Consider the following 25,690-nt stretch of genomic DNA (forward strand, 5'->3'; position numbering starts at 1 on the left):
ATGAACAGGACACCGAAATTCCCGAGGGTCACTGTGTCGCCTCATTTGGACGGGAGACAGCCCCTCGATCCCGATACGGCGCTGAGGCGTCTGCCGCCTTCGCTCACGTTGCGGTTCGCACGACAGGAACTCGATATGATCATACGCTCCACTTTCGCGCGCAGCCTTGCGGGTGCTGCCCTTGCGCTCGCCGTCGCCGGCTCCGCCGCGGTTGCGCAGCAGCAGCCGAAGCCGGCCAAGCCGGCGGCCAACGCCCAGCAGGCGCCGGCCAATGGTCAGCAGGCCGCCGCTCCGCAGCAGATCCCCGCCATCCCGATCCCGTGGGTGAAGCGCTGCCGCCAGGAGCCGTCGATCAACAAGGAAGTCTGCGAGATGGAGCAGTCCATCATCACGGACACCGGGCAGTTCCTCGTGCGCTTCGGCATCTTCGAGGTGAAGGACGATCCGAAGAAGGCCTTCACCGTCGCGTTCCCCACCGGCCTCCTGCTCCGCAACGGCTTCCGCATCGCACTCGCCAACGAGCAGCCGATGCTCGGCACCTTCGTCATGTGCGACGAGCGCGTGTGCCGCGGTGACATCCAGGTCGATCAGGGCTTCGTGGACCGCATGAAGAAGGCCCCCGGCCTGACGCTTCAGGTCGCGAACGCCGTCGGCCGCCTGATCTCCTATCCGATCGGCCTCGGCGACTTCGCCAAGGTCTATGATGGCCCGCAGACCGACCAGAAGGTCTTCGAGGAGCAGCTCAAGAAGATCCAGGAGCAGGTCAAGACCCGCCAGGAAGCGCTCAAGGCCGAGGCCGAGCAGCGCGAGCAGCAGACCAAGGCCGGCCTCGAAAAGCTCGGTGCCGAGAAGCTGAAGAACGCGCAGCCCGCCCAGTAAGGCCGCGCCGACTTCCTGAAACGAAAACGCCCGGCCATGTGCCGGGCGTTCTTGTATGTGCGGGGTTGTTTACCGGCCGGATAGCTCGGCAGCGCCGGAGCGCCGTCACCTTATTGCAGCCGCTCGCTGCGCACGCGCCAGCCGCCGTCGCCGTCCGCCGCCAGCATTTCCTCGACCTGCGGATGGCGCACCGGCTCACCCGAGGTATCGGGTTCGAGATTCTGCTCGGAAACATAGGCGACGTATTCGGTCTCCGCGTTCTCGGCGAGCAGGTGATAGAAGGGCTGGTCCTTGGTCGGGCGGATCTGTTCGGGGATCGATTCCCACCACTCATCGGTGTTCGAGAATTCGGGATCGACGTCGAAAACCACGCCTCGGAACGGGTAGAGACGATGACGGACGACCTGTCCGATGCGGTATTTTGCGTTCCGCTCTTTCATCATAAACCCGCTGACCTTCCTCACGGCGAGCCCTACGGGTGCGCCTGCTTCGTGTCAACCGGAGGCTGATGCAACGACCGTGCCCGTGCAGAAGGCACAGTGCTGCGAAAGTCGCGCTCCGGGAAGCTTCGTTAGCGGTTGACCACCCTCGGGCGAGCCGGTAGCCAGCCGGCATGGCCGAAGTCCTGGCGCTGGCGCTTCCCTTCTTTGGTGTGATCTTCCTGGGTCTGGGGTGCGGCCGGCTGGCGCGCATCCCCGAGAGCGGGCTCGCCTGGCTCAGCTTCTTCATCGTCTATGTGGCGCTGCCGGCCCTGTTCTTCTCGCTGGTGGCGCGCACGCCCTTCCACGAGTTGACGAACGGCACCTTCATCGCCGCGACGACCCTCACGACGGCCGCCTGCTTCGCGCTGTCGCTGCTGGTCGGCCTGTGGCTGCGGCGGGGCAATCTGCCGGAAGCCACGATCGCCGCCATCCTCGGTTCCTACTCGAACGTCGGCTATATGGGGCCGGGCCTGACGCTCGGCGCGCTGGGCGCCGCGGCTTCCGTGCCGACCGCGCTGATCTTCGTCTTCGACAGCCTGTTCTTCTTCACCATCGTGCCGGTGCTGATGGCGGTCAGCGGGCGCGACAGGCACAGCCTCGGCGCCACGCTGCTGCTGGTGGTGCGGCGGGTGGTGACGCACCCCTTCAACGTCGCCACCTTCCTCGGCGTCGCCGCCGCCTTCTTCGAGTTCCACCCGCCGGCGGCCGTCGAGAAGACGCTGGAATTCCTGCGCAACGCCGCCGCGCCCTGCGCGCTGTTCACTCTCGGTGTCTCCGTCGCCCTGCGGCCGATGGAGCGCATGCAGGGCGAGGTGCCGTGGCTCCTCGCCATCAAGCTCGTCGTCCATCCCGCGCTGGTCTGGCTGGTGCTGACGAGCGTCGGCGGCTTCGAGCCGGTCTGGATCGCCACCGCCGTGCTGATGGCCAGCCTGCCGCCGGCCCTCAACGCCTTCATCATGGCGAAGCAGTACGAGACCTACGTCGCCGGCGCCTCGGGCGGGGTGTTGATCGGCACGGTCGTCTCCGTCGCCACGGTCACGGCGATGCTCTACGCCGTGCAGCACGACATGCTGCCCTACGGCCTCAACTGACGGTCACAGCCGCGTTCCCGCCAGCAGGCGCGGCACGTCGCGCGTCGGCCCCACGCCTTCGCGCATGACCACCCGGCGCAGCCCGGAGGATTGTCCGAGCAGCCAGAGGCCGAGCCCGCGCAGCCCGGCGACCGGCAGCAGGTCGGAGAGCAGCGAGCGGTTGAAAAGGTCCACCGCGAAGCCGCGGCTCGCCACGTCCGCCCGGCGGCGGCGCTCATAGGCGTCGGTCACCGACGCACCGCCGATATCCTCGCCGGCGCGGACGGCGTCGCTCGCCAGCTCCGCCAGCGTGGCCGCGTCGCGGATGCCGAGATTGAGCCCCTGCGCGCCGATCGGCGGGATGATGTGCGCGGCTTCCCCGATCAGCGCGATCCGCCCGCGCGCAAAGCGCTCGGCGGTCCGCTGGCTCAGCGGGAAATGCCCGCGCGGCGAGACGAGGCCCATCCGCCCGAGGATCGAATGCGCCTTGCGCTCCATGACGCGCGCGAACGCCTCCGGCTCCAGCGCCGCAAGTTCCTCCGCCTCGGCCGCCGACACCACGCAGACCACGCTCGACCGCTCGCCGGGCAGCGGCACGAGCGTGAAGGGGCCGGTCTTCGTGTGGAATTCCGTGGAGACGTCGCCATGGGGCCGGCTGTGCGCCAGCGTCGCCGTCACGGCCACCTGGGGATACTCGCGCACCCGCATCCCGATCCCCGCCGCCCGCCGGCTGGGCGAGTTGCGCCCGTCCGCCGCCGCGACCAGCGCGACATCGATCGACGCGCCGTCGTCGAGCTCCACGCGCGCCCGCTCCGGCCCCTCGACGACCTGCCGGACGCTGGCGGCGATGCGCTGGATGCGGGATTCGCCCGCCACCGCCTCGTCGAGCGCCGCGAGCAGCGTTTCGTTCTCGAGGTTCCATGCGAAGCCGTCGAGCTCCAGTTCGCTGGCGCGGAACTCGACCTCCGGCGCGCGCAGAAGCCGGCCCGTATCGTCGATCAGCCGCATGATGCGCAGCGGCGAGGCATTGGGGCGGAGCGCATCCCACAGGCCGAGCGTCTGCAGGGCGCGCACCGAGCCGTCCATGAGCGCCGTCGTGCGCGGGTCCGGCGCGCGGGAAGGGGCGACCAGCTTGACGGCGAGGCCGCCGGAGGCCAGAGCCAGCGCCGCGACGAGGCCGCTGGCGCCGCCGCCGATCACGGCGACCGTCTGTTCCGCTTGCGGGCGAGATGTCATATGGGCCTCCATCCGCAGTCGCCGGGACTATAAGCCGGCCCGCGAGTGTGGGATAAGCAGCCCCGCGTGGTCTGGCAATGCGGATCAATGCGGGCACATGCTATATGCGTAACGTGGAAGAAGCAGGCGGCAACGGTATGGAGCCGGCAGTCGGGGGAGAAGATCCGGTGGCGATCACGTCCAAGTCGCTCAGCGAGCGCCCGGCCGGCCGACGCACGCTGGCCTTCGCCGTCCACATCTTCACCGCCTCGGGCGCCGTCTGCGGCCTCATGGCGCTCATGGCGGCCGTGGAAGGGCGCTGGGCGATCATGTTCGCCTGGCTGGGCGCCGCTCTCTTCGTCGACGGCATCGACGGCACCATGGCCCGGCGCGCCCGCGTCGGCGAAGTGCTGCCGCGCTGGTCGGGCGAGACGCTCGATCAGGTCGTCGACTACCTGACCTATTGCCTCGTGCCGGCCTTCGCCGTGGCGAGCGCCGGGCTCATGCCGTTCTGGATGGGCGTTCTCGCCAGCGTCGCCATTCTGGTGACCAGCGCGCTCTATTTCGCCGACACCTCGATGAAGACCGAAGACCTGTATTTCCAGGGCTTCCCGGCGGTGTGGAACCTCGTGGTGTTCTACTTCTTCCTGCTGCCGCTCAATCCGTGGGTCATCGCCGGCGTTGTCGCGGTGCTGTCGGTCGGCACCTTCCTGCCGATCAAGTTCGTGCATCCGTTCCGGGTCGTGCGCCTGCGCCTGCTGACCATCGCGCTGCTGGCCGTCTGGGCGGTGCTGGCCATCATCGCCGTCGTGGACGACATGCGGCCGGACCTCTGGGTCACCGTCGGCCTGTGCGCCTGCGCGGTCTACTTCACCCTGTTCGGCCTGATTCCGTCGCGCCGCCGCGCGGATGGGCCGCACGACTGATGACGGCATTGGCGAGACTGGCAGGAGAGTGACGATGGCGTGGGCGATTCGTATTCACGAGACCGGCGGTCCCGAGGTTCTGAAATACGAAGAGATCTCGCTCGGCTCTCCCGGACCGGGCGAGGTCCGCCTGCGCCACACGGCGATCGGTCTCAATTTCATCGACACCTATTTCCGCAGCGGCCTCTACCCGGTGCCGCAGGGGCTTCCCTTCATTCCCGGCAACGAGGCGGCCGGCATCGTCGTCGAGGTCGGCGAGGGCGTCGGCGACCTCAAGCCCGGTGACCGCGTGGCCTATGGCTCCTCCCTCGGGGCCTATTGCACGGAGCGGATCATCTCCGCGGCGGTGCTGGTCAAGCTGCCGGAGACGATCAGCGACGAGACCGCCGCCGCGATGATGCTCAAGGGCATGACCGCCCGCTATCTGCTGCGCCAGACCTTCAAGGTGAAGGCCGGCGACACCATCCTCGTCCATGCCGCAGCCGGCGGCGTCGGGCTCATCCTGTGCCAGTGGGCCGCGCATTTGGGCGCCACCGTCATCGGCACCGTCGGCTCCGCCGAGAAGGCGGAACTCGCCCGGGCCAACGGCGCCGCCTACACGATCAACTACAACGAGGAGAACTTCGCCGAGCGGGTGAAGGAGATCACCGAGGGCGCGCTCTGCGATGTCGTCTATGACGGCGTGGGGCAGGCGACCTATCCGGCCTCGCTCGATTGCATCAAGCCGCGCGGGCTCTTTGCCAGCTTCGGCAACGCATCCGGTGCCATCCAGAATTTCAGCCTGCTCGCCCTGTCGCAGAAGGGCTCGCTCTACGCGACGCGACCGACGCTCTTCACCCACATATCCACACGCGCCGCCCTGCTCGAAAACGCCAACGATCTGTTCGGTGCGGTCGGTTCGGGCGTGGTTCATATCCCGGTCAATCAGCGCTTCAGGCTTGCCGATGCGGCGGAAGCGCACCGGGCTCTGGAATCGCGCCGCACCACCGGCTCGACCGTCCTTCTGCCCTGATGCCGGCGCGCCGGCGACTGGCGCGAAACGCGCCAGAAACCGGATCGGACGGACCAGACTTTGGGCTTGCCCCATAAAGGCGGCATGCCATGCTGACCTCTTGTCTACGGTCACATCGAAGCGTGCATGATCCGCGAGCAGAAGACCGATCCCCGTTTCCCCACCGGCTTGACGACATCGACCGTTACGTATCGGTGGCGATATGGATGACGTGATGACGGTGGCCGGCGGAGAAACGGCCAGCCCGGTTGCCGTGCTGGAAGCCGTCGCGCTCACCAAGCGCTTCGGCGCGCTCGTCGCCAATGACCATGTCAGCCTCTCCATCCGAGCCGGCGAGACGCACGCGCTGCTGGGTGAGAACGGCGCCGGCAAGTCGACGCTGGTGAAGATGCTGTGCGGTCTGCTGCAGCCCGATTCCGGCGAGCTTCTCTACGATGGCGCACCCATCGTCTTTCCCGATCCCGCCAGCGCGCGCGCCAAAGGCATCGGCGTCGTGTTCCAGCACTTCGCCCTGTTCGACGCCATGACGGTCGTGGAAAACGTCGCGCTTGGGCTGCCGGGGCACGAGCCGCTGGCGACGCTCGCCGGGCGGATCGATGACTGCGTGAGCCGCTATGGCCTGGCGGTCGAACCGTTCCGGCGGGTCGGCGATCTTTCCGTGGGCGAGCGCCAGCGGGTGGAGATCGTGCGCTGCCTGCTGGGCGACCCGCGCGTCCTGATCCTCGACGAGCCGACTTCGGTGCTGACGCCGGACGAGTCCGAGAGCCTGTTCCGTACCGTGGATCTGCTCACCGGCGAGGGCAGGGCGGTGCTGTTCATCAGCCACAAGCTCGACGAGGTGCGCCGGCTCTGCCATCGGGCAACCGTCTTGCGCGGCGGCAAATTCATCGCCGAGGTCGATCCCAGGCAGGAATCCTCGGCTGGCCTAGCCCGGCTCATGGTGGGAGCGGAGGTGCCGCGTCCGCCGCGCCTCATCCGGCACGAACTCGGCGAGCCGCGCCTTCTGCTGCGCCATCTCAACGTCGCCGGCGACGGCTCGCGCGGCTCGGCGCTGCACGATATCGACCTTGAAATCCGCGCCGGTGAGATCGTCGGCATCGCCGGTGTGGCCGGCAACGGGCAGACCGCCCTGTTCGAGGCGCTGTCGGGCGAGAAGCTGGTGGACGATCCCGAAAGCATCGTCATCGACAAGGTGCCGGCGGGCGGTCTCGGACCGACCGAGCGCCGCGCCTTGCGCGCCGGCTTCGTGCCGGAGGAGCGGCTCGGCCATGCCGCCGCGCCCGATATGACACTCTCCGACAACGTGCTGCTCACCACCCATGGTGACGGCGCCATCGTGAAATACGACGTCATCCGCCACTCGATCCTGAAGTCCTTCTTCCGGCGGATCGTGAAGGGCTTCGACGTGCGCTTCGGCGGCAAGGATCCCAAGGCGCGGCGCCTGTCGGGCGGCAATCTGCAGAAATTCGTCATCGGCCGCGAGGTGCTGCGCGACCCGGTCCTGATCGTCGTCGACCAGCCGACCTGGGGCGTGGACGCCGCCGCCGCGGCCTTCATCCGCACCACGCTGCGCGAGAAGGCGGCGGAGGGCTGCGCCGTGCTGGTGATCAGCCAGGACCTCGACGAACTGCTCGAATTCGCCGACCGCATCGCGGTGATGAGCGAGGGCCGGCTCACCACGCCCGTTCCCGTCGCCGAGACCTCGCGCGAGGCCATCGGCCTCGCCATGGGCGGCGCGCAGACGAACGGCGCGCATCATGCGCCGGCCGGGGAGGGCAGCCATGCCGCTTAGGCTCGAACGGCAGGAGAACATCTCCACGCTGCGCCTCGCGGCGGCGCCGCTGGTCGCGCTCGTCGTCACGCTGATCGTCGGCGCGGTGATGTTCGTCGCGCTCGGCCACGATCCGGTACGCGCCTTCACCATCTATTTCATCGAACCGCTGGGCGATCCCTGGACCTTGCAGGAGCTGGTGGTGAAGGCATGCCCGCTGCTGCTGATCGGCATCGGCCTCGCCTTCTGCTACCGCGCCAACCGCTGGAACATCGGCGCGGAGGGGCAATACGTCGCCGGCGCCGTGCTCGGCTCCTGGCTGGCGCTGGCGACCCACGGCACGGAGGCCGGTCCCTGGGTATTGCCGGCCATGCTGCTGCTCGGCGCCATCGGTGGCGCGCTCTGGGGCCTCATCCCCGCCTTCCTGCGGGTGCGCTTCGGCTCCAGCGAGATCCTCACCAGCCTGATGCTGGTCTATGTCGCCCAGTACGGGCTCGACTATCTCGTGCGCGGCCCGTGGAAGGACCCTCAGGGCTTCAACTTCCCGCAGAGCGTGACCTTCGACGACGTCGCGCTGATGCCGCTGCTGTTCGGAGAGGGGCGGCTGCACGGCGGCGTCATCCTCGCGCTCGTCACCGTGGTGGTCGCCACCTTCGTGCTGGGCCGCACCCTGATCGGCTTCTCCATCGAGCTCGGCGGCTCGGCGCCCCGCGCCGCGGCCTTCGCCGGCTTCGACGAGAAGCGCGTCACCTACGGCGTCTTCGCCGTCTCCGGCGCGCTGGCGGGGCTCGCCGGCATCGTCGAGGTGGCCGGCCCCATCGGCCAGCTGCAGCCCACCATCTCGCCCGGCTACGGCTTCACCGCGATCATCGCCGCCATGCTCGGCCGCCTGCACCCGGTCGGCATCCTCGTGTCCAGCCTCGTGCTGGCGCTGACCTATATCGGCGGCGAGGCGGCGCAGATCTCGATGCGCCTGCCCTTCGACGTCACCCGCGTCTTCCAGGGCACGCTGCTGATCGCCATCCTGGCGGCGGACGTGCTGGTGCGCTACCGCATCCGCCGGGTGGAGGGCGCGAGCCATGCTTGACGCGGCCATCCTCGGGGCGGTCCTCGCCAGCATCGTGGCGGCGGCGACGACGCTGCTGCTCGCCTCGCTCGGCGAATTGGTGGCCGAGCGCGCCGGCACCCTCAATCTCGGCGTCGAGGGCATGATGATCGTCGGCGCGGCGGTCGGCTACGCCACCGCCTATTCCTCCGGCAGCCTGCTGCTCGGCACGCTGGCCGCCATGCTTGCCGGCACGGCGCTCTCGCTCGTATTCGCGGTGCTTGCCGTATGGCTCGCCACCAACCAGGTGGCCTCCGGCCTCGCCACCACCATTCTCGGCCTCGGCCTCGCCGGCCTGATTGGCTCGCCCTTCGTCGGCACCCGGGTCGACGCCGCGCCGGCGCTCGCCATTCCCGGGCTGACCGATCTGCCGGTGATCGGGCCGGCCCTGTTCGGCCAGGACGCCTTCGTCTACGCCTCCATCCTGCTGCTCATCGCCGTGGCCTGGGGCCTCGCCCGCACCCGCGCCGGGCTGGTGCTGCGGGCGGTCGGCGAGAACCACGCGGCCGCCCACGCGCTCGGCCATCCCGTGCGCCGCATACGCACGCTGGCGGTGATGTTCGGCGGCGCCTGCGCCGGCCTCGCCGGGGCGCATCTGTCGCTTGCCTACACGCCCTTCTGGGCCAGCGACATGACCGCCGGTCGCGGCTGGATCGCGCTGGCGCTGGTGGTGTTCTCCGCCTGGCGGCCGCTCTGGCTGCTGGGAGGGGCCTATCTGTTCGGCGCGGTATCGATCTTGCAGCTCCACGTTCAGGGCTTCGGGCTCGGCATCCCCGCGCAGCTGCTTTCGTCGCTGCCCTATCTCGCGACGATCGCGGCGCTCGTCGTCATCTCGGCGCTCAAGCACGGGCAGGGGGCACCCGCCTCGCTCGGCGTGCCCTTCGTGCCGGATCGCTGACGAGGACGCACGGTTTCGACTGGCCCGACGGCCCCCGGCGCGCGACGCGGCCCGCGCGACGCCGGCAACAGATTGGCCGCGATTGATGGAGCGGAGACGTTCATGCGCAAGATTCTCGCCATGGCGGTGGCCCTCGCTTCGGGCGCCGTCCTCGCGGGCGGCAGCCCGATCGAGGCGCGGGCGGCGGAGAAGCTGAAGGCGGCCTGGGTCTATATCGGCCCGGTCGGCGATTTCGGCTGGACCTACCAGCACGATCAGGGCCGGCAGGCGGTGGAGAAGGAGCTCGGCGACAAGGTCGAGACCACCTATGTCGAGAGCGTGCCGGAAGGCCCCGACGCCGAGCGGGTGATCGAGCAGCTCGCCCGCGCCGGCAACACGCTCATCTTCACCACCTCCTTCGGCTACATGGAGCCGACGCTGAAGGTCGCCAAGCGCTACCCGAAGGTCTTCTTCGAGCACGCCACCGGCTACAAGACCGCCAAGAACGTCTCCACCTACAACGCCAAGTTCCATGAGGGCCGCTACGTCATCGGCCAGATCGCGGCGAAGACCTCGAAGACCGGAACGATCGGCTACATCGCCTCCTTCCCGATCCCGGAAGTGATCTCCGGCATCAACGCTCTGATGCTCGGGGCGCAGTCGGTCAACCCGGATATGAAGATCAAGATCGTCTGGGTGAACTCATGGTTCGACCCGGCCAAGGAAGCCGATGCCGCCAAGGCGCTGATCGACCAGGGCGCCGACGTGATCTCCCAGCACACCGACAGCCCCGCCGCCATGCAGGCCGCCGAGGCGCGCGGCGTGAAGGCCTTCGGGCAGGCGTCGGACATGATCAAGTTCGGCCCCAACGCCCAGCTCACCTCGATCGTCGACAACTGGGCGCCCTATTACATCGAGCGCACCAAGGCCGCGCTCGACGGCACCTGGACCTCGACCGACACCTGGGGCGGCATGAAGGACGGCGAGGTCGTCATGGCGCCCTACACCAACATGCCCGACGACGTGAAGAAGATGGCCGAGGCCACGCAGGCCGCCATCACCGCCGGCACCCTGCACCCTTTCAAGGGGCCGATCTACGATCAGGCGGGCAAGCTCGTCGTGAAGGAAGGCGAGGTGCTGCCGGACAAGGACATCCTGTCCATGAACTGGTACGTGAAGGGCATCACCGATACGGTGCCCGGCAAATAGCCGCGCGTCGTTAGCCGAGCGCGAGCCACGCATCCGACGCATGGCGGCATCGGCATCCCGGTGCCGCCGTCGTTGCCAAAGACGGTTGCATATGCCATTGCGCAGGCTGGAGCGCGACGGCATCACCCGCAAGCGCGGAAGGGCGAGAAGCGCAGCGTCGACACGATGAAAATCCCATTGGACATCGCTGCTCTTGGAGCGCGCGCGGCGGCGATGATCGACGAACTCGGCGCCATCTCCGCCAGCCCCGACCATCTCACCCGGCTCTTTCTCACCCCCGAGCATCGCCGCGCGGCCGATATCGTCGCGCGCTGGATGGCCGAAGCCGGCCTCGCGGTGAGCGAGGATGCGATGGGCACCGTGCGCGGGCACTGGCATCCCGCCGGCCGTGACGCGCCACGCCTGCTCATCGGCTCGCACATCGACACCGTGGTCAATGCCGGCAAGTATGATGGCCCGATGGGCGTCATACTGGGCATTCTCGCCGTGCAGGAGATGGTACGCGCCGGCTTCCGGCCTCCCTACGGCATCGACGTTCTCGCCTTCGGCGACGAAGAAGGCACGCGCTTTCCGACCACCCTGTCGGCCTCCTCGGCGGTCGCCGGTGTCTTCCCGCCCGCCAGCCTTGCCGCCGTCGACGCCGAGGGCATCAGCCTGCGCGACGCGCTGGTCGCGTACGGCAAGAACCCCGACGAGATACCGGCCGCCGCCTACGATCCGGGCAAGGTCATCGCCTATGTCGAGGCCCATATCGAGCAGGGGCCGGTGTTGGAGGCGGAAGGCGAGCCTTTGGGCGTCGTCACCGCCATTGCCGGCGCCTCGCGTCTGTCCGTTACCGTGACGGGCGAGGCGGGCCATGCCGGCACCGTGCCGATGCGCATGCGCCGCGACGCCCTGCTCGGCGCCTCCGAAATGGCCCTCGCGGTCGAGCGCATCGCCAAGGCCGACCCGCACGGCATGGTGGCGACCGTCGGGCGCATGCATGTCGAGCCCGGCTCGATCAACGTCATCCCGTCGCGCGTCGTCTTCACCATCGACCTGCGCTCCAGTTCCGACATGTCGCGACGCGAGGCGCTGACGCGCTTCGAGCGCGAGGCGCACCGCATCGCCGACCAGCGCCATCTCGGCGTGGTGATCTCGGCCTTCCACGAGGTCGCGACGGTGCCGTGCTATCGCGACCTGCAGCTCCGGCTGCGTAACGCCGTGGCCGACCTCGGCCACCGCGCGCCGTCGCTGCCTTCCGGTGCCGGCCATGACGGACAGGCGATGTCGAAGCTGTGCCCCATCGGCATGCTCTTCGTGCGCTGCCGGAACGGCGTCAGCCACAACCCGGCGGAATACACCTCGCCCGACGACATGGGACTGGCGGCAGCCGCGCTCATCCGTTTCATCGAGCGCTTTCAACTCCCGCAACTCGACAGCAGCACAGGCGGAGCACCGACGTGAGCAACCTTGGCGACGATACGCAGAAGCTGGCCCGCGAGGTCGACTTCCTCAAGGCGCTCGTGCGCGTGCCGAGCGACAATCCGCCGGGCGATTGCGCACCGCATGCCGAGGTTGCCGGCCAGTTGCTGGAAGAGCTCGGCTTCACCGTCGAACGCCATGTGGTGCCCGAGCCCTTCGTGAAGAGCTACGGCATGAAGTCGGTGATCAACCTCGTCGTGCGCGAGCGGTTCGGCTCGGGCAAGGGGCCGGTGATCGCGCTCAACGCCCATGGCGACGTCGTTCCGCCGGGTCAGGGCTGGACCTACGATCCCTACGGAGCGGAAGAGAAGGGCGGGGCGATCTACGGGCGCGGCGCCGCGGTCTCCAAGTCCGACTTCGCCACCTATACCTTCGCCCTGCTCGGCCTGAAGGAAAAGCCGGAAGGCCTCGACGGCACGGTCGAGCTGCACTTCACCTATGACGAGGAAGCCGGCGGCTTCGTCGGGCCGAAATGGCTGCTGGAGCACGACGTCACCAAGCCGGACTACGCCATCTCCGCCGGCTTCTCCTACGCCGTCGTCGTGGCGCATAACGGCGCGCTGCACCTTGAGATCGTGGTGCGCGGCAAGCAGGCGCACGCCGCCATGCCGGAGACCGGGGCGGATGCGCTGGAGGCTGCCACGGCCATTCTCGACGCGATCTATGCCGAGCGGCGCCGGCTTTACGGCATCATCAGCGCGACGCCCGGCATCGGCTCACCCAAGATCACGGTCGGCCTCATCTCCGGCGGCATCAACACCAACGTCGTGCCCGACCGCATCGTCATGCGCGTCGACCGCCGCCTGACGCCGGAGGAAGACGGCGCGAGCGTCGAAGCCGAACTGAGCGCTCTGATCGAGCAGGCGGTCGCGGGCCGGCCCGGCATCGAGATCGAATGCCGCCGCATCATCCTCGCCGAGCCGCTGCGCACCCTTCCGGGCACCGAGAAGCTGGTCGAGACCATCCAGAAGCACGCAGCCGCCGTGCTGGGCGAGACGCCGCCGGCGACCGCCGTGCCGCTGTACACCGATGCCCGGCACTACACGGCCGCCGGCATTCCCACCGTGCTCTACGGTGCCGGTCCCCGCTCCATCCTCGAGGCGAACGCGCACGCCGCCGACGAGCATGTGCGGATCTCCGACCTCAAGGCGGCGACGCAGGTGATCGAGGCCACGCTCCGTGACCTGCTGACGGCCTGAGCCGGAGATCGCCGGCGTGACCTGGAGCCGCCTGTTCGTCAGCCAGTACTTCCCGCTCTTCGTCTTCTTCGTCGGGACCGTACCGCTTCTGACGGGATGGGTCTGCTACCATCTCGCCATGCGCCCGCGCGCCGTTGCGGTCTTCCATCCGAGGGACCTGCAGACCTCCTATCTCGGCGCGCTCACGCTGCCCTTCGCCCTGTTTCTGGCCTTCATGGTCAGCGACATCTGGAACCGCGAGAACCGCTACGCGCAGACGGTGTTGCAGGAAGTGCAGCAGCTCGACGCCATGCTCGACATCGCGCGGGTGTGCGGTCCGAGCTGTGCGCCCGTCGACGAGGCGGTCGGCGCCTATGCGCGCTCCCTGTCCCGCTACGAATGGGACGAAGGCTGGGTCGCGCCCCGGCCGGAGGTGTCGCAGGCATTCGAGGGGCTGGCGCGTGCCATCGCCGGGGCCGAGGCGGACACGACAGTAGCGAGCCACATGCGTAGCGCGCTACTGTCCGGTGAAATCCAGTTGCGACGTCTGCGGACAGATCGCTACTTCATTCTCCATGCGGATCTCGCACCGCACCGCTGGATCGTGGTGCTGATACTCGGCGTGCTGTCGCAGATCGGGTTGGCGGCGCTACACGTCGGCAAGCGGCCGCAGCTCATCGTCGCCCTGGTGACGTTCTCGATCGCCTTTTCGACGACACTGGCTTACACCGTCGCGCTTTCCTGGCCGACGGTGGACGAGAGCATCGTGCCCTCCGAAGAGCTTCGCCGCATCCTGGAATAGGTTTGCGCGGCGGTCAGAAGCCGACGGCGGTGCCGTGCAGGTCGTACGCGTCGGCGCGCTCGATCTTCACCGTGACGATCTCGCCAACCCGCAGCGGCCGCCGCGCTGCTACGTGGACGCTACCATCGATTTCCGGCGCATCCGCCCGAGAGCGCCCCAGAGCCACAGTCGGTCCCACACTGTCGATAATCACCTGCTGGCGCGTGCCAACCTTGCGCTTCAGGCGACGGGCGCTGACACGCTGCTGCACTTCCATGAAGCGCTTCCAACGCGCCTCCTTCACTTCGTCCGGGACGGCGGCGCCGAGATCGTTGGCCGGCGCGCCCGCGACGGGCTCGTATTTGAAGCAGCCGACGCGATCCAGCTCCGCCTCATCGAGGAAGGAGATGAGTTCTTCGAACTCCGCGTCGGTTTCGCCCGGGAAGCCGACGATGAAGGTCGAGCGCAACGTCAGATCCGGGCAGTCCTTCCGCCACGCCTGGATGCGCGCCAGCGTCTTCTCCTGTGCCGCCGGGCGCTTCATACGCTTGAGCACACTCGGGGAAGCGTGCTGGAAGGGAATGTCGAGATAGGGGAGGATGACGCCGTCGGCCATCAGCCCGATCACTTCGTCGACATGCGGATAGGGGTAGACGTAGTGCATGCGCACCCATGCCCCCAGCGTGCCAAGTTCGCGCGCCAGATCGAGGAAGCGGGCGCGGACCTCGCGATCCTTCCACTTGCTCGTCGCATATTTCACGTCGACGCCGTAGGCCGACGTATCCTGCGAGATGACGAGGAGTTCCTTCACCCCGGCCGAGACCAGACGCTCCGCTTCGCGCAGCACATCGGCCGCCGGACGGCTGACCAGATCACCACGCAGCTTGGGGATGATACAGAAGGTACAGCGGTTGCTGCATCCTTCGGAAATCTTCAGATAGGCGTAATGACGCGGGGTGAGCTTGATCCCCTGCGGCGGCACGAGATCGACGAAGGGATCGTGCTGGGGCGGCACCGCCTGATGAACCGCCGCCAGCACGCTTTCATATTGCTGCGGTCCGGTGACGGCGAGAACGCCCGGATGCACGTCGCGGATCTGCTCGGGCTCGGCCCCCATGCAGCCGGTGACGATGACCTTGCCGTTCTCCTTCAGGGCGTCGCCGATGGCGGCGAGGCTCTCAGCCTTGGCACTGTCGAGAAAACCGCAAGTGTTCACGATCACGAGGTCCGCACCCTCGTGATGACGCGATAGCTCGTAGCCCTCCGAGCGCAGGCTGGTGATGATGCGCTCGCTGTCGACCAGCGCCTTCGGGCAGCCAAGCGAGACGAAGGAAATGCGCGGCGCGTCCACGCGCGCGGAGGAAAGGGCGTCGGACGACGCGATATCGGCCATGATCGGTGCGGCACCCGGGATTTTCAGGATCGCGAGCGGTTACGGCACGCGATCCATTCCGTCAACTGCGCACGCGGCAGCCCGGCCCCGCGTCGCCATCATGTGACGCGGAAAGTGCCGACGAGCCCAACTGGCTCAAGCGGCCTGCTCGCCGGCCTGCTGGGCGATGACGCTCTCGAACAGTTCGACCTCGGGATGACCGATATAGAGCGGCTTGTTGCCACCCGCGCTGCGGTGCGCCATGCGGAATTCTTCCGAACGAGTCCAAGCCTCGAAATCGGCCCGCTCGCGCCAGACCGAATGAGACGCGTAAAGCGTGTGGTCGTCCTTGGAAGGACCGCGAAGCAGGTTGAATGCGACAAAGCCCGGCACGCGCTGCAGATAGCTGTCGCGCTGGCGCCACACGGCCTCGAACTCCTCCTCGGATCCGTGCTTCACCTTGAAACGGTTCATGGCGAGGAACATGGCTTTCTCCTTTATCGACCCGGCACAGAGCAGACTTAGCTGATGGCGCAGCTAAGGTCGATGCGGGTCCTTGACGGAAAGCGTCACGCAAAAAAGAAGGGCGGCTTACGCCGCCCGCCGATATCCGGGAGAGACCGCCGGTATCGGAACTACTTCAGCTTGTCGACGTCGATACCGAAGGTGACGGCGCCGATGGCTACGTCCTTGTCAGAGATGGCGACGCTGACCTGGGCGATCTTCTTGCCGTCCTCTTCCTCGACCTTGTCCACGAAGATGGCGCCGGGGCCGACGGCATACGTCTTCTGCCACTTGGCCTCATCGGCCTGCCACAGATCGGACGTGCCGTCCGTCTGGCCGACGTTCAGGCCGCGATTGTCCATCACGAAGGCTTCGGTGATGACACCGCCCGAGGCTTCCTTCTTCTTGATCAGGAATTCAGACAGCTTGTTCTTGCGGATGCCGTCGATCAGCGCCTGGTCCTTGGCGACCCACGCCTTGTCGAGTGCCGTGATCTCCTCCTGCATCAGCTTCTTGTGCTTCTTGTTGGACTCGACGATGGCCGTGACGACCACAGGATCACTCAGCCAAGGCTCTATGTTCTTCTGGACATAGGCCGTCGCCGACTTCACGTGGGGCGCTTCGTCCTGCGCCACCGCGGGCGCTATGGCGAGAATGCTGGCCGCCGCGGCCAACACGGCGAGCCTGTTACGGATGGTCATTGGCGTTTCCTCCTCAGGGCGGTCTTTGCGCCGCCCGCCCTACCGTAACATGATGTAATCACTAGCCCGCAAGAGGTATTCGACGTTGCACGGCAACATAGATAGTGCATTCAATTCGCAACAGCGATATCGTTTTCGCGACAATAATATTGATTGTGATGTTTATATTTTACCCAAGGCAAACAATTGATGTATCTAGATAGGATTGATCACAAATTTTCGCAAACAATGTCATCTGGCCTCACGCAGAGGCAAGAGCACATGGGATCAGAGATGCAATGTCTTTCCTTAGAAAAGCGAGCGGCTCCTTAAACATCCGGATCGCCCTGGGATGCCACATTCCATGTACGATGCGCCGTATTCTTCATGGCGAACATCACTGATCACCGAAATGTGCGCGCTGAGAACCCCGCAATGCCGCTACGGATGAGGCGTTATCGGCGATATTCCTTGACTGCGTCATTTGCGCGCCAAATTGAAATGCAAAGAAGAGACTGCCGGCGCGGAATGTCGCCACCGGGCCGGATCAACCAAAAAAGCCGAGCACAGGGAGGTTCCACGATGACGAACGCGATTGAGCGTGCCGCCTTTCAGCCCCAGCCGATCCATGTGCGTGTCGGACGAGAAGACCTCGAGATCGAATCTCTCGACAGTGCCATCCACTTCATACGGTCGCTGCGCCACGACCATCTCGGCCGGTACGCCGAGATGCTGCTGACACAGATGGAATCGGCCCGCCAGCCGCAGCAGCAGCACGACGCCTGGGTTGCGTTCTCGACCTGGACCGACGCCTGTCACCTGCGCCACGACAGCGGTCACTGGAGCCGCGCCGCCTGAACGGGCGACGCCCTCGGAATTCAGACGCGGGGAGGGAGTTAACCTTCCCGCGTTTCGCCTGTCTTCCGGCGGATGTTGGTACACAAAGACAATGGCGATTGCGCCGGCGATGGGGTAAATCTGTCGCCGGGGTGCGAAGTAATCCGCCAAGCGAGCGATCGAATTGAAGCCTGTTCATCTTGCATCGGCCGTGCTGCTCGCCGGCCTCATATCCGCTATCGCACCCGCCTCCGCCCAGACGCCGACCAGCCCGACGATCACGGCGGCGCAAGAGCGGCCGGCGGCGCCTCAGGCACCACTGATTCTGCTTCTGGATGGCCTCGGCGTCTATGTCGAGAGCAATTACATCGGTGTCTCGTCGCTGGCACGACCGCTGCAGCAGCAGGGCTTCCGCACCCGTACCGACTCCCACCTGATGGCAAGGACTCAAGGGCTCGTGCCCGATATCATCATCGGGCATTCCATGGGCGGCGAGACCGCCATGCGTTACGCTGCCCGGCTGGTGCGTTCCGGCTATCCTGCACCGCTCATCATCACTATTGACGCCGCTCCCGCGCCGCCGCCCTGTCCGGTCGCGCGCTGCATCAATATCGCCGGCCCCGGCTTCACCCGCGTGCGCGGCGCCACAAACATCAGTGCCTGGGCGGCGGGAGCTCGCTTCGTCAATCACGCCCAGCTTCCTACTCATCCCGCGGTCAAGCAACTCATCCTGCAGGAGACAGGCTCGTGGCTATCGCGGCGAAAAGTGGCTTCAGCCGGCGCTTCGAACGCCAGACAATCTCGCGCGAAGCCCGCACAAGCTGACGGTACCCGGTCCAGTGCGCAGGCGCCCGCCACTTCCCCGAAGCCGAAGGCGTCCGCCCAGACCCTGCCGAACAGCGCCACCTCCGAGACGCCTCGCAACGGCGGCTGACCTTGCCCGCGCGAACGCGCTTGCCAAAGCGAGCGAGTTTCGAAACAAGGGCTGCGGCGATAGCCGGGGAAGGGTGGCCGAGTGGTTTAAGGCAGCGGTCTTGAAAACCGCCGTGGGTGCAAGCCCACCGTGGGTTCGAATCCCACCCCTTCCGCCAAAAACGACGTTATTTCAAGCGCTTGTTTCCTAATGCGCATGGTGTCGCGCCGCCGCTTGCGGCGAACAAAACGGCACCAACTGGGACGGAAGCGCACGCCTTGGCGCAGAAAGTCCCGAAATGTGTTATGCGTTCGTTCGCAGGCTTATGCGGGGAAGGGGTTATGTGCAACCTGTACAGCCATCCCAGCAACGCCGAGGCGATCGACGATCTGGTCGGCACATTGCCATCTGCCACACGGGGCACTCACACCGAACTCAGCATGATGCTGGTCTCGCTGTTCAGCACACCATCGATCGTACGGACCTCACGCAACACACGATCGAAATCGCTGAGGCTGGGGGCATGGATCTCGGCGATCAGGTCCCATGTTCCGTTTGTCGTGTGCAGCGAGTGAAGCTCTGGCATCCCGCGAAGCTGCTTGATGACGGCGGTGGTCGAACGTCCCGTCACCTCTACCATCATGATCGCCCGGATAGCCGAGCCGTCATGGTCCTGACGGAAGCGTACCGTGAAGCCGAGCACGGCCCCGGACTCAAGCAACCGGTCGAGGCGCTTCTGCACGGTGGCCCGGGTGACGCCCAGGATCGCCGCCAGCTTGGACACCGGCGCACGTCCGTCCTCCCGCAGGGCAGCGATGAGGCGATGGTCGAATTCGTCGAAGACATGCATGGTACAATATGTATCCTTGATGAAAGCAATCTGCTCTCGAATCGGAAAATAAGTTAACTCGATAGGAATTTCGAGCACAAACTGCTCTGCTCTAGCATGGCGCATGTTCGTATTTTGAGGCGCGCGGCGCCGGCCTTGGTCCGGCGCGCAGCCGGGAGCCGAATGCACCATGAGGACGATGCCGAGAATTTCCGTCCAGGCGCCACGAAGCGTCGTGATGATCCGCCCACACCACTTCACGCCGAACGAGGCGACGGCGGCGGACAATGCGTTCCAGACCTGCCCGGCGACGGGCGCCCGCGAGACCCTTGCCGAGGCGGCCTACCGCGAGGCGACAGGTGTAGCGGCAGCACTCGAACACGCTGGCATCACCGTTCAGCTGTTCGAAGACGAGAGCGGTGCGACACCCGATTCAGTCTTCCCGAACAACTGGTTCTCTACCCACACCGGCGGACATATAGCAATATATCCTATGTATTCTACAAGTCGTCGAGGCGAACGGCGCAACGATATCATCGAGACACTAAAACAGATCTACCGGGTTCAGGACATCATAGATTATTCCGGCCTCGAACAGGATGGAGTTTATCTTGAAGGTACTGGCGCCATGGTTCTCGACCATATCGAGAGGGTGGCTTATGCGGCGCGTTCCAACCGTAGCAATGAGGTAGCGCTGGAGCGCTTCTGCACCCATTTCAACTTCGAGCCGGTGGTGTTCGACGCCGTCGACGCGCAGGGGCGGGCGATCTACCACACCAACGTGCTGATGTGCATCGGCACCGAGTTCTGCCTGATCGGCCTCGACACGATCCGCGATGCCGCGCGTCGCGCCGAGATCGCCACGCGGCTCGCCGACACCGGGCGCGCCGTCGTCGACCTCAGCCATGAGCAGATCTGCGACTTCGCCGGCAACGCCATGGAACTGCACGGACGCAACGGGCGCATCCTCGCGCTGTCCTCGCGCGCCGCGCGGGCACTGCGTCCGGATCAGCTCGCGACACTGGAGCGCTCGGTCAGCATCCTGCCGCTCGACGTCCCGACGATCGAAATGGCCGGCGGCTCGGTGCGCTGCATGCTCGCCGGCATCCACCTGTCGCCCCGTGGCTGACACGGGACGACATCCCGACGCGATGAAGAGGGCGGCGCCGGCAAAGGGCGCCGCCCGGTCTTTCTCAGCGCGCCGCCTGCCGCGCCAGCACGCCCATCGAGGTGGTGATGAGGCGAGCCACGTTGAGCGCGCCGAGGCCCGCCACGTCGCGCTCCGGCATGAACTCCACGAAGTTCATCGCGGCGATGCGCCCGCGCGCGGCGGCGCCCTTGATGAGGTCGGTCATCTGATAGTAGCTCAGCCCACCGGGGCAGCGGCCGATGACGCCCGGAACCAGTGCCGGGTCCATGACGTCGGCGTCGATCGAGACGACGATGTTGGATCCTTCCGGAATGAGGGCCAGCGCCGCCTCGACGCCGTGCTTGTGGACCTCGTAGCCGGTGACGAACTTCGCGCCCCAGTCCAGCGCGTCCTGATAGTCCTGCGGCCGCGCCGAGCCGATGCTGCGCGCGCCGACCTGTACGATCCGCTCGATATGCTTCATCTCGGAAGCCCGGCGCATGGTCGAGGAAAGGCCCTGGCTCTCGCCCATATATTCGTCGCGCCAATCGATATGCGCGTCGATCTGCAGGATGGTGTAGCTCTCGCCGGTGGCGCCGAGCGCCTCGATCACCGGGATCGGGATGGAATCGTCGCCGCCGACGGTGATCGGCACCGCGCCGCGCGCCCGGATGGTGGTGATCGCCTTGCGGATGATCTCGCGGTTGCCGGCGGCATCGGCCTCGTCGAAGGGCAGGTTGCCACAGTCCACCGCCGCGAGCTCGGCGCTGGGGAAGACCGGGCCGCCGAGGTCGAAATCATAGTGCCAGAGATTGGCGGCGAGCGGCACGGTCGCCTCACGCAGCGCATCCGGCGCGTGGCGGCAATAGGCGCCGACCGCGCTGTAGGGGCTGGCACAGGGCGCGCCGATAAGCGCGACCGGAGCCTTGAGGCTGTTCAGGTCCGTGCAGGCCTCGATGCCCATGAAGGTCGAGGCGCTGGAGCCGAAGAGGGCGGCGAGATCGGGTTTGTCTGTCATGAAGGAAGCCTCGGAAGGTTTCTGGAAAAGAGAGCAGGGCGGGCTCGCACGGCACCCTCAGGCGAGAGGAATGCCGCGCTTCTGCGCCAGACGTTCGACCATCGCCCATTCCTCGTCGCGCAACTGGATGCCGTTGGCACGGTACTCGCGCTCGGTCGCGGCCGCGCCGCCGCCCGGCAAACGCACGGCGTCGAACCCCTGCGCCGGACGGGAACCGGTCAACGTTGCGATCATGCGGTCGGCCGCGGCGGCAAAGGCGGCCGGATCCTGGAACTGCGACACCGAAATGGCGATGAAGGTGTGAGCGTAATAGGCCGCGCGGCCGGTGGGATCGGCCGGCCGCTCACCCAGCCAGTCGCGCTCGCCGCTGAGCAGCGCCGAGAGCAGCTCGACCATCAGCAGCATGCCGAACCCCTTGGGGCCGGAGGGCAGGAGAGCGCCGGACATGCGCGACTCGCGGTCCATCACATTCAGGATCACGCGCAGCGGATCGTCGGTATAGATGCCCTCGCCATCAACAACGGCCTTCTCGTCGAGACGCTTGCCGTCGCGCGCGGCGAGGACGACCTTGCCCATCGAGCCGGCGCTCGTGGCCATGTCGATGACAATGGGATCGCGCTCGCCGCTCGGCACGGCGATGGCGAGCGGATTGGTGCAGAAATAGGCGTCGCGCCCGCCCCAGGGCGCGACGAGAAGCGGGCCGGTGCTCATCGAGATGCCGATCATACCCCGGTCCAGCGCCTGCAGCGCGTAGTTCGAGGCCATGCCGTAATCGCCCGAGCGCTTGACGGTGGCGAAGCCGACGCCGGCGCTTTCCGCCTTGGCGATGGCAATATCCATCGCCTTCTTGCCGACGACGTGGCCGCTGCCGCCATGACCATCGATCAGTGCGGTAGCGGACGACTCACGTTCGACGGCGATCGGGCGGCCGAAATGCATGACGCCGGCCTCGTAGAGTTCGTCGAGATAGGGCAGCAGGCCGAGGCCCTGCGTGTGATGCCCCCGCATATCGGCGCGCAGCAGGCCGTCGGCGAAGATCGTCGCTTCCTCGTCTCTCGCGCCGTGGACACGAGCGACGCTCGCATAAAGGGCGTGCAGACGGTCGATCGAGATGCGCATGAGGCGTTTCCGGCGTCGGTCGAAGGACGGCATCGCCCAAGGGGCGAAGCGCAGGACATGCCTTCTGTGAATATATTTATCCTATATGTCAACATACTTGACATGCGGAAACGTTGAATGTCAGTTACGCCCAAACGGAGCCAGTCGATGCCGAGCGTGGACAGGGAAAGCGGTGCCGCCGGCGCCATTCAGCCGATCATCGTGGCGGACCGGATCTGCAAGGATTTCGGCTCGCTTACGGTGCTGCGCGGCGTCTCGCTGGAGGCCGCCAATCACGACGTGATCTCGATCATCGGCGCCAGCGGCTCGGGCAAGAGCACCTTCCTGCGCTGCCTCAACCTGCTGGAGATGCCGACCAGCGGCGAGATCAGCATCCAGGGCGAGAAGCTCGACCTGAGGCCTGGCCCGGAGGGCCTCGTCTCCCATGACAAGGCGCAGGTGCGGCGCATCCGCTCCTCGCTCGGCATGGTGTTCCAGGGCTTCAATCTCTGGTCCCACATGACGGTGCTCGAAAACGTCATGGCCGCGCCCATTCACGTGCAAGGAAAGTCCAAGGCCGAAGCGCGCGAGAAGGCCGAGCACTACCTCCAGCGCGTCGGCCTCTACGAGAAGCGCGACGCCTATCCGGCCTTCATGTCCGGCGGCCAGCAGCAGCGCGCCGCCATCGCACGCGCGCTCGCCATGGAGCCGGCTGCCGTGCTGTTCGACGAGCCGACATCCGCGCTCGATCCCGAGCTTGTCGGCGAGGTGCTCAAGGTCATTCGCGGTCTCGCCGAGGAAGGGCGAACCATGATCGTGGTCACGCACGAAATGGCTTTCGCCCGCGACGTCTCCTCGAAAGTGCTCTTCCTGCACAAGGGAGAGGTGGAGGAAGCGGGACCGCCGCAGGAGGTCCTGCGCCAGCCGCGCTCGGAACGACTTCGTGCCTTTCTGACCCGGGCCGCCGTCTGACGGCGGCTCCAATCACCACAGGGGAATTATTCATGAAAAAGCATCTGGCCTTCGGGCTCGTCCTGTCCTGCCTCGCCGGCGCGCTCGCCGTGCCGGCCGCCGCGCAGGACAAGACCATCGTCTTCGCCACCGAGGCGGCCTATCCGCCCTTCAACCTGCTGACCTCGGACGGCAAGATCGCCGGCTTCGACGTCGACATCGCCATGGCCGCCTGCGAGAAGATGAAGCGCAAGTGCGAGTTCGTGCAGCAGGACTGGGACGGCATCGTCGCCGGCCTGCAGACCCGCCGCTACGACGCCATCTTCTCCTCGATGGGCATCACCGAGGAGCGCAAGAAGCAGCTGCTCTTCACCGATCCCTATTATCGCCCCTCGGCTTCCTTCGTCGGCAAGTCGGACGTCAAGGCGGACTTCAAGGATCCGACGCTCGGCGGCGTCACCGTCGGTGCCGTGCCCGGCATCTATGAGTGCTACGTGAAGAAGGCCTATCCGAAGGCCAACCTGACGGTCTACCCGAACTCCGACGCGCTCTATCTCGACCTGACCTCGGGCCGCCTTGACCTCGCCTTCAACGGCACGGTCGCGATCACCGATTCCTTCCTCAAGGGCGCCGACGGCAAGGGCTTCGCGCTGGCCGGCGAGCCGGTGCGCGACGTGCAGTGCCTCGGCGAGGGCGCCGGCGTCGCCATGCGCAAAGATGACACCGCCCTGAAGGACGCCCTGGACAAGGCCTTCAAGGAAATCCGCGCGGACGGCACCTACAAGAAGATCAACGACAAGTACTTCGCCTTCGACATCTACGAGTGATGCGCCGTGCCGGCGCGTCCCTCGCGGCGCGCCGGCCTTCGCCCGGCTTTCCGAACCGGACGACCAACGCCACCACCGCGGCTGACGCCGCAAGATCCGACCCACAAGGCCCGTTCCGATGGATGTGCTCGCCGACTTCCTGCCTATCGTCCTGCGCGGCATGCTGGTGACGGTCGTGCTCAGCCTGAGCGCGATGGTGCTGGCGACGGCGATCGGCCTCGTCGGCGCCTGGGCGCGGCTGGCTGGCAGCGCTCCGGTGAAGGCTCTGGCACTGATCTATACGGTGGTGGTGCGGGGCATGCCGCCGCTGGTGCTGATGCTGCTCATCTATTTCGGCGGCCAGACCGCGCTCAACGCGGCGGCCGACGCGATGCAGGTGGAGCCGATCCGCATCGAGCCCTTCACCGCCGGCATCGTTTCCGTCGGCATCATCTTCGGCGCCTATCTCACCGAGACGTTCCGCGGCGCCTATCTCGGCATCCCGCAGGGGGAGATCGAGGCGGGCGTCGCCTTCGGCATGCCGACCCTGACGCTGGCACGCCTCGTCGTGCTGCCGCCGCTGATGCGGCTGGCCCTGCCGAGCTTCTGGAACATTTGGCTGACGCTGGTGAAGGCCTGCGCGCTGGTGTCGGTCATCGGCCTGCAGGATGCTGTCTATGCCGCGCTGTCGATCGGCCGCTCCACCCGCGAGCCCTTCACCTTCATGCTGGTCGTGGCGGCGCTGTACCTTGCCTATACCGGGCTGTCCGACCTCGTCTTCCGCCGGCTCGGCCGGCACCTGGCGCGCGGCACCCGCGCGGCCTCGGTCTGAGGTGCCGCCATGTATGCCTGGCAGGTCGCCCTCGACCATATCCCGCTCTTCCTGACCGGCCTGCGCAACACCGTGCTGCTGCTGGTCGTCTCGACCGTCATAGCGTCGGTGTTCGCCGTGCCGCTGGCGCTGGTGCTGACGCGCAAGGTGCCGGTCGCCGCGCCGATCATCGAGGCGGTGAGCTACGTCTTCCGCGGGACGCCGCTGATCGTGCAGGTGTACCTGCTCTATTACGGGCTGGCGCAGTTCGCCTTCATCCGCACCAGCGTGCTCTGGCCATGGCTGCGCGAGGCGTGGACCTGCCTGCTGATCGCCTTCTCGCTCGGCACCTGCGCCTATCTCGTACAGATCCTGCGCGGCGCCATCGAGGCGGTGCCGCATGGCGAGGTCGAGGCGGCGCGCGCGGTCGGCATGACGCCGTTCCAGACGCTGCGCATCGTGGTGCTGCCGAACGCGTTCCGCCGCGCGCTGCCGAGCTACGAAAACGAGATCATCTTCCTGCTCCACGCCACCGCTATCGCCAGCCTGGTGACGGTGATCGACCTGGTCGGGGCAGGGCGCAACTTCAATACGATCTACTATTTTACCTATGAGGGCTTCGCCATCGCCGGTGTGATCTACCTCGCGATCGTCGGCGTCATCCGCCTTTCGTTCGGCCTTCTTGAAAGAAGGCTGCTGGTCCACCTGCGGCGCGCCGGCATCTGAGCCGCGCGCCATGCGCCGGCCGCCGCGGGCGGTCGAGCCACGGGAAG

26 protein-coding genes and 1 tRNA gene are annotated in these 25,690 nt (G+C 66.7%); 19 read left to right on the plus strand and 8 right to left on the minus strand.

The features are described from left to right. Nucleotides 1-135 precede the first annotated feature (135 nt). On the plus strand, nucleotides 136-879 hold the full coding sequence (locus STARVERO_RS06660) for an invasion associated locus B family protein (protein ID WP_144343530.1): 744 nt from the start codon (nucleotides 136-138) through the stop codon (nucleotides 877-879). A gap of 110 nt (nucleotides 880-989) precedes the next feature. Here the strand turns inward: STARVERO_RS06660 and hspQ are convergent, their stop codons facing one another. Continuing rightward, complete coding sequence (gene hspQ / locus STARVERO_RS06665) at nucleotides 990-1,322, minus strand: heat shock protein HspQ (protein ID WP_144343529.1); 333 nt, start codon at nucleotides 1,320-1,322, stop codon at nucleotides 990-992. 170 nt (nucleotides 1,323-1,492) lie between these two features. On the opposite strand from hspQ, the gene STARVERO_RS06670 reads away from it, so the two are divergent. Beyond that, entirely contained in the window at nucleotides 1,493-2,452 is a 960-nt protein-coding gene (locus STARVERO_RS06670; protein ID WP_144343528.1) for an AEC family transporter, read from the plus strand. 3 nt (nucleotides 2,453-2,455) lie between these two features. Here STARVERO_RS06670 and STARVERO_RS06675 read toward each other — a convergent pair whose 3' ends face one another. Then, nucleotides 2,456-3,667 carry a UbiH/UbiF family hydroxylase gene (locus tag STARVERO_RS06675; protein ID WP_159598307.1) on the minus strand — a complete coding sequence of 404 codons (1,212 nt, stop codon included), beginning with the start codon at nucleotides 3,665-3,667 and terminating at the stop codon, nucleotides 2,456-2,458. Nucleotides 3,668-3,834: 167 nt separating this feature from the next. On the opposite strand from STARVERO_RS06675, the gene STARVERO_RS06680 reads away from it, so the two are divergent. The 9 genes from STARVERO_RS06680 (at nucleotide 3,835) to STARVERO_RS06720 (ending at nucleotide 13,990) form a co-directional block, all read left to right on the plus strand. Beyond that, a complete protein-coding gene (locus tag STARVERO_RS06680) occupies nucleotides 3,835-4,572 on the plus strand; it encodes a CDP-alcohol phosphatidyltransferase family protein (RefSeq protein WP_244616628.1) in 738 nt (245 codons plus the stop codon). Nucleotides 4,573-4,606: 34 nt separating this feature from the next. Next, entirely contained in the window at nucleotides 4,607-5,584 is a 978-nt protein-coding gene (locus tag STARVERO_RS06685; RefSeq protein ID WP_144343525.1) for a quinone oxidoreductase family protein, read from the plus strand. Between the two features lie 214 nt (nucleotides 5,585-5,798). Then, nucleotides 5,799-7,376, plus strand: a complete 1,578-nt coding sequence (locus STARVERO_RS06690; protein WP_159598308.1) for an ABC transporter ATP-binding protein — start codon at nucleotides 5,799-5,801, stop codon at nucleotides 7,374-7,376. Further along, complete coding sequence (locus tag STARVERO_RS06695; protein ID WP_144343523.1) at nucleotides 7,366-8,442, plus strand: ABC transporter permease; 1,077 nt, start codon at nucleotides 7,366-7,368, stop codon at nucleotides 8,440-8,442. Before STARVERO_RS06690 ends, STARVERO_RS06695 begins: the two co-directional genes overlap by 11 nt. Then, nucleotides 8,435-9,358, plus strand: a complete 924-nt coding sequence (locus STARVERO_RS06700) for an ABC transporter permease (protein WP_159598309.1) — start codon at nucleotides 8,435-8,437, stop codon at nucleotides 9,356-9,358. The genes STARVERO_RS06695 and STARVERO_RS06700 overlap by 8 nt, the downstream gene beginning before the upstream one ends. Before the next feature lie 102 nt (nucleotides 9,359-9,460). Beyond that, nucleotides 9,461-10,546, plus strand: a complete 1,086-nt coding sequence (locus STARVERO_RS06705; protein ID WP_144343522.1) for a BMP family ABC transporter substrate-binding protein — start codon at nucleotides 9,461-9,463, stop codon at nucleotides 10,544-10,546. A 177-nt stretch (nucleotides 10,547-10,723) separates the two neighbouring features. After that, nucleotides 10,724-11,992 carry an allantoate amidohydrolase gene (locus tag STARVERO_RS06710; RefSeq protein ID WP_244616629.1) on the plus strand — a complete coding sequence of 423 codons (1,269 nt, stop codon included), beginning with the start codon at nucleotides 10,724-10,726 and terminating at the stop codon, nucleotides 11,990-11,992. Then, entirely contained in the window at nucleotides 11,989-13,209 is a 1,221-nt protein-coding gene (locus tag STARVERO_RS06715; protein WP_144343520.1) for an ArgE/DapE family deacylase, read from the plus strand. The genes STARVERO_RS06710 and STARVERO_RS06715 overlap by 4 nt, the downstream gene beginning before the upstream one ends. A 16-nt stretch (nucleotides 13,210-13,225) precedes the next feature. Beyond that, nucleotides 13,226-13,990, plus strand: coding sequence for a bestrophin-like domain (locus STARVERO_RS06720; RefSeq protein WP_159598311.1), 765 nt, complete (start codon nucleotides 13,226-13,228; stop codon nucleotides 13,988-13,990). A 13-nt stretch (nucleotides 13,991-14,003) separates the two neighbouring features. Here STARVERO_RS06720 and rimO read toward each other — a convergent pair whose 3' ends face one another. The 3 genes from rimO to STARVERO_RS06735 all read right to left on the minus strand — a co-directional run bounded on the left by rimO (nucleotide 14,004) and on the right by STARVERO_RS06735 (nucleotide 16,546). After that, nucleotides 14,004-15,362: a 30S ribosomal protein S12 methylthiotransferase RimO gene (rimO, locus tag STARVERO_RS06725; protein ID WP_200837717.1), complete on the minus strand. Its 1,359-nt coding sequence runs from the start codon at nucleotides 15,360-15,362 to the stop codon at nucleotides 14,004-14,006. A 135-nt stretch (nucleotides 15,363-15,497) separates the two neighbouring features. After that, the gene (gene hmuQ / locus STARVERO_RS06730) at nucleotides 15,498-15,827 is read right to left on the minus strand and encodes a heme-degrading protein HmuQ (protein WP_144343518.1); all 330 of its coding nucleotides are present in this window, start codon (nucleotides 15,825-15,827) and stop codon (nucleotides 15,498-15,500) included. Nucleotides 15,828-15,976: 149 nt separating this feature from the next. Beyond that, nucleotides 15,977-16,546, minus strand: coding sequence for a hypothetical protein (locus STARVERO_RS06735; protein ID WP_159598312.1), 570 nt, complete (start codon nucleotides 16,544-16,546; stop codon nucleotides 15,977-15,979). 561 nt (nucleotides 16,547-17,107) lie between these two features. Here STARVERO_RS06735 and STARVERO_RS06740 point away from each other — a divergent pair. The 3 genes from STARVERO_RS06740 to STARVERO_RS06750 all read left to right on the plus strand — a co-directional run bounded on the left by STARVERO_RS06740 (nucleotide 17,108) and on the right by STARVERO_RS06750 (nucleotide 18,453). Next, nucleotides 17,108-17,383, plus strand: coding sequence for a hypothetical protein (locus STARVERO_RS06740; protein WP_144343516.1), 276 nt, complete (start codon nucleotides 17,108-17,110; stop codon nucleotides 17,381-17,383). A 163-nt stretch (nucleotides 17,384-17,546) separates the two neighbouring features. Continuing rightward, a complete protein-coding gene (locus STARVERO_RS06745; RefSeq protein WP_244616631.1) occupies nucleotides 17,547-18,296 on the plus strand; it encodes an alpha/beta fold hydrolase in 750 nt (249 codons plus the stop codon). 67 nt (nucleotides 18,297-18,363) lie between these two features. After that, nucleotides 18,364-18,453: transfer RNA gene (locus tag STARVERO_RS06750), tRNA-Ser, on the plus strand. Nucleotides 18,454-18,699: 246 nt separating this feature from the next. On the opposite strand, the gene STARVERO_RS06755 is transcribed toward STARVERO_RS06750, so the two are convergent. Continuing rightward, nucleotides 18,700-19,125 (minus strand): Lrp/AsnC family transcriptional regulator, encoded by a 426-nt coding sequence (locus STARVERO_RS06755; protein WP_159598313.1) that lies wholly within the window; start codon nucleotides 19,123-19,125, stop codon nucleotides 18,700-18,702. A 178-nt stretch (nucleotides 19,126-19,303) separates the two neighbouring features. Between STARVERO_RS06755 and ctlX the strand changes: the two genes are divergently transcribed. Continuing rightward, the gene (ctlX, locus tag STARVERO_RS06760) at nucleotides 19,304-20,233 is read left to right on the plus strand and encodes a citrulline utilization hydrolase CtlX (RefSeq protein WP_159598314.1); all 930 of its coding nucleotides are present in this window, start codon (nucleotides 19,304-19,306) and stop codon (nucleotides 20,231-20,233) included. A gap of 64 nt (nucleotides 20,234-20,297) precedes the next feature. Here ctlX and STARVERO_RS06765 read toward each other — a convergent pair whose 3' ends face one another. Beyond that, nucleotides 20,298-21,251: an arginase family protein gene (locus STARVERO_RS06765; protein ID WP_159598315.1), complete on the minus strand. Its 954-nt coding sequence runs from the start codon at nucleotides 21,249-21,251 to the stop codon at nucleotides 20,298-20,300. A 57-nt stretch (nucleotides 21,252-21,308) separates the two neighbouring features. Beyond that, on the minus strand, nucleotides 21,309-22,370 hold the full coding sequence (locus STARVERO_RS06770; protein WP_159598316.1) for an Ldh family oxidoreductase: 1,062 nt from the start codon (nucleotides 22,368-22,370) through the stop codon (nucleotides 21,309-21,311). Nucleotides 22,371-22,517: 147 nt separating this feature from the next. On the opposite strand from STARVERO_RS06770, the gene STARVERO_RS06775 reads away from it, so the two are divergent. From STARVERO_RS06775 to STARVERO_RS06790, 4 genes are all read left to right on the plus strand, one after another. Beyond that, nucleotides 22,518-23,321 carry an ABC transporter ATP-binding protein gene (locus STARVERO_RS06775; protein WP_159598317.1) on the plus strand — a complete coding sequence of 268 codons (804 nt, stop codon included), beginning with the start codon at nucleotides 22,518-22,520 and terminating at the stop codon, nucleotides 23,319-23,321. 32 nt (nucleotides 23,322-23,353) lie between these two features. After that, a complete protein-coding gene (locus STARVERO_RS06780; RefSeq protein ID WP_144343512.1) occupies nucleotides 23,354-24,127 on the plus strand; it encodes a transporter substrate-binding domain-containing protein in 774 nt (257 codons plus the stop codon). A gap of 118 nt (nucleotides 24,128-24,245) precedes the next feature. Further along, on the plus strand, nucleotides 24,246-24,938 hold the full coding sequence (locus STARVERO_RS06785) for an ABC transporter permease (RefSeq protein ID WP_159598318.1): 693 nt from the start codon (nucleotides 24,246-24,248) through the stop codon (nucleotides 24,936-24,938). Nucleotides 24,939-24,947: 9 nt separating this feature from the next. Continuing rightward, complete coding sequence (locus STARVERO_RS06790) at nucleotides 24,948-25,643, plus strand: ABC transporter permease (protein ID WP_159598319.1); 696 nt, start codon at nucleotides 24,948-24,950, stop codon at nucleotides 25,641-25,643. The last annotated feature ends 47 nt before the right edge of the window (nucleotides 25,644-25,690 follow it).

The organism is Starkeya nomas (assembly GCF_902703545.1).
In the GTDB taxonomy this organism is placed as follows: Bacteria; Pseudomonadota; Alphaproteobacteria; order Rhizobiales; family Xanthobacteraceae; genus Ancylobacter; species Ancylobacter moscoviensis.

What these genes read in the sequence shown, in the direction of transcription:
- STARVERO_RS06660 (WP_144343530.1), top strand. Translation starts at nt 136, where the DNA reads ATGATCATACGCTCCACTTTCGCGCGCAGCCTTGCGGGTGCTGCCCTT.
- hspQ (WP_144343529.1), bottom strand. Translation starts at nt 1,322, where the DNA reads ATGATGAAAGAGCGGAACGCAAAATACCGCATCGGACAGGTCGTCCGT.
- STARVERO_RS06670 (WP_144343528.1), top strand. Translation starts at nt 1,493, where the DNA reads ATGGCCGAAGTCCTGGCGCTGGCGCTTCCCTTCTTTGGTGTGATCTTC.
- STARVERO_RS06675 (WP_159598307.1), bottom strand. Translation starts at nt 3,667, where the DNA reads ATGACATCTCGCCCGCAAGCGGAACAGACGGTCGCCGTGATCGGCGGC.
- STARVERO_RS06685 (WP_144343525.1), top strand. Translation starts at nt 4,607, where the DNA reads ATGGCGTGGGCGATTCGTATTCACGAGACCGGCGGTCCCGAGGTTCTG.
- STARVERO_RS06690 (WP_159598308.1), top strand. Translation starts at nt 5,799, where the DNA reads ATGACGGTGGCCGGCGGAGAAACGGCCAGCCCGGTTGCCGTGCTGGAA.
- STARVERO_RS06695 (WP_144343523.1), top strand. Translation starts at nt 7,366, where the DNA reads ATGCCGCTTAGGCTCGAACGGCAGGAGAACATCTCCACGCTGCGCCTC.
- STARVERO_RS06700 (WP_159598309.1), top strand. Translation starts at nt 8,435, where the DNA reads ATGCTTGACGCGGCCATCCTCGGGGCGGTCCTCGCCAGCATCGTGGCG.
- STARVERO_RS06705 (WP_144343522.1), top strand. Translation starts at nt 9,461, where the DNA reads ATGCGCAAGATTCTCGCCATGGCGGTGGCCCTCGCTTCGGGCGCCGTC.
- rimO (WP_200837717.1), bottom strand. Translation starts at nt 15,362, where the DNA reads ATGGCCGATATCGCGTCGTCCGACGCCCTTTCCTCCGCGCGCGTGGAC.
- hmuQ (WP_144343518.1), bottom strand. Translation starts at nt 15,827, where the DNA reads ATGTTCCTCGCCATGAACCGTTTCAAGGTGAAGCACGGATCCGAGGAG.
- STARVERO_RS06735 (WP_159598312.1), bottom strand. Translation starts at nt 16,546, where the DNA reads ATGACCATCCGTAACAGGCTCGCCGTGTTGGCCGCGGCGGCCAGCATT.
- STARVERO_RS06740 (WP_144343516.1), top strand. Translation starts at nt 17,108, where the DNA reads ATGACGAACGCGATTGAGCGTGCCGCCTTTCAGCCCCAGCCGATCCAT.
- STARVERO_RS06755 (WP_159598313.1), bottom strand. Translation starts at nt 19,125, where the DNA reads ATGCATGTCTTCGACGAATTCGACCATCGCCTCATCGCTGCCCTGCGG.
- ctlX (WP_159598314.1), top strand. Translation starts at nt 19,304, where the DNA reads ATGCCGAGAATTTCCGTCCAGGCGCCACGAAGCGTCGTGATGATCCGC.
- STARVERO_RS06765 (WP_159598315.1), bottom strand. Translation starts at nt 21,251, where the DNA reads ATGACAGACAAACCCGATCTCGCCGCCCTCTTCGGCTCCAGCGCCTCG.
- STARVERO_RS06770 (WP_159598316.1), bottom strand. Translation starts at nt 22,370, where the DNA reads ATGCGCATCTCGATCGACCGTCTGCACGCCCTTTATGCGAGCGTCGCT.
- STARVERO_RS06775 (WP_159598317.1), top strand. Translation starts at nt 22,518, where the DNA reads ATGCCGAGCGTGGACAGGGAAAGCGGTGCCGCCGGCGCCATTCAGCCG.
- STARVERO_RS06780 (WP_144343512.1), top strand. Translation starts at nt 23,354, where the DNA reads ATGAAAAAGCATCTGGCCTTCGGGCTCGTCCTGTCCTGCCTCGCCGGC.
- STARVERO_RS06785 (WP_159598318.1), top strand. Translation starts at nt 24,246, where the DNA reads ATGGATGTGCTCGCCGACTTCCTGCCTATCGTCCTGCGCGGCATGCTG.
- STARVERO_RS06790 (WP_159598319.1), top strand. Translation starts at nt 24,948, where the DNA reads ATGTATGCCTGGCAGGTCGCCCTCGACCATATCCCGCTCTTCCTGACC.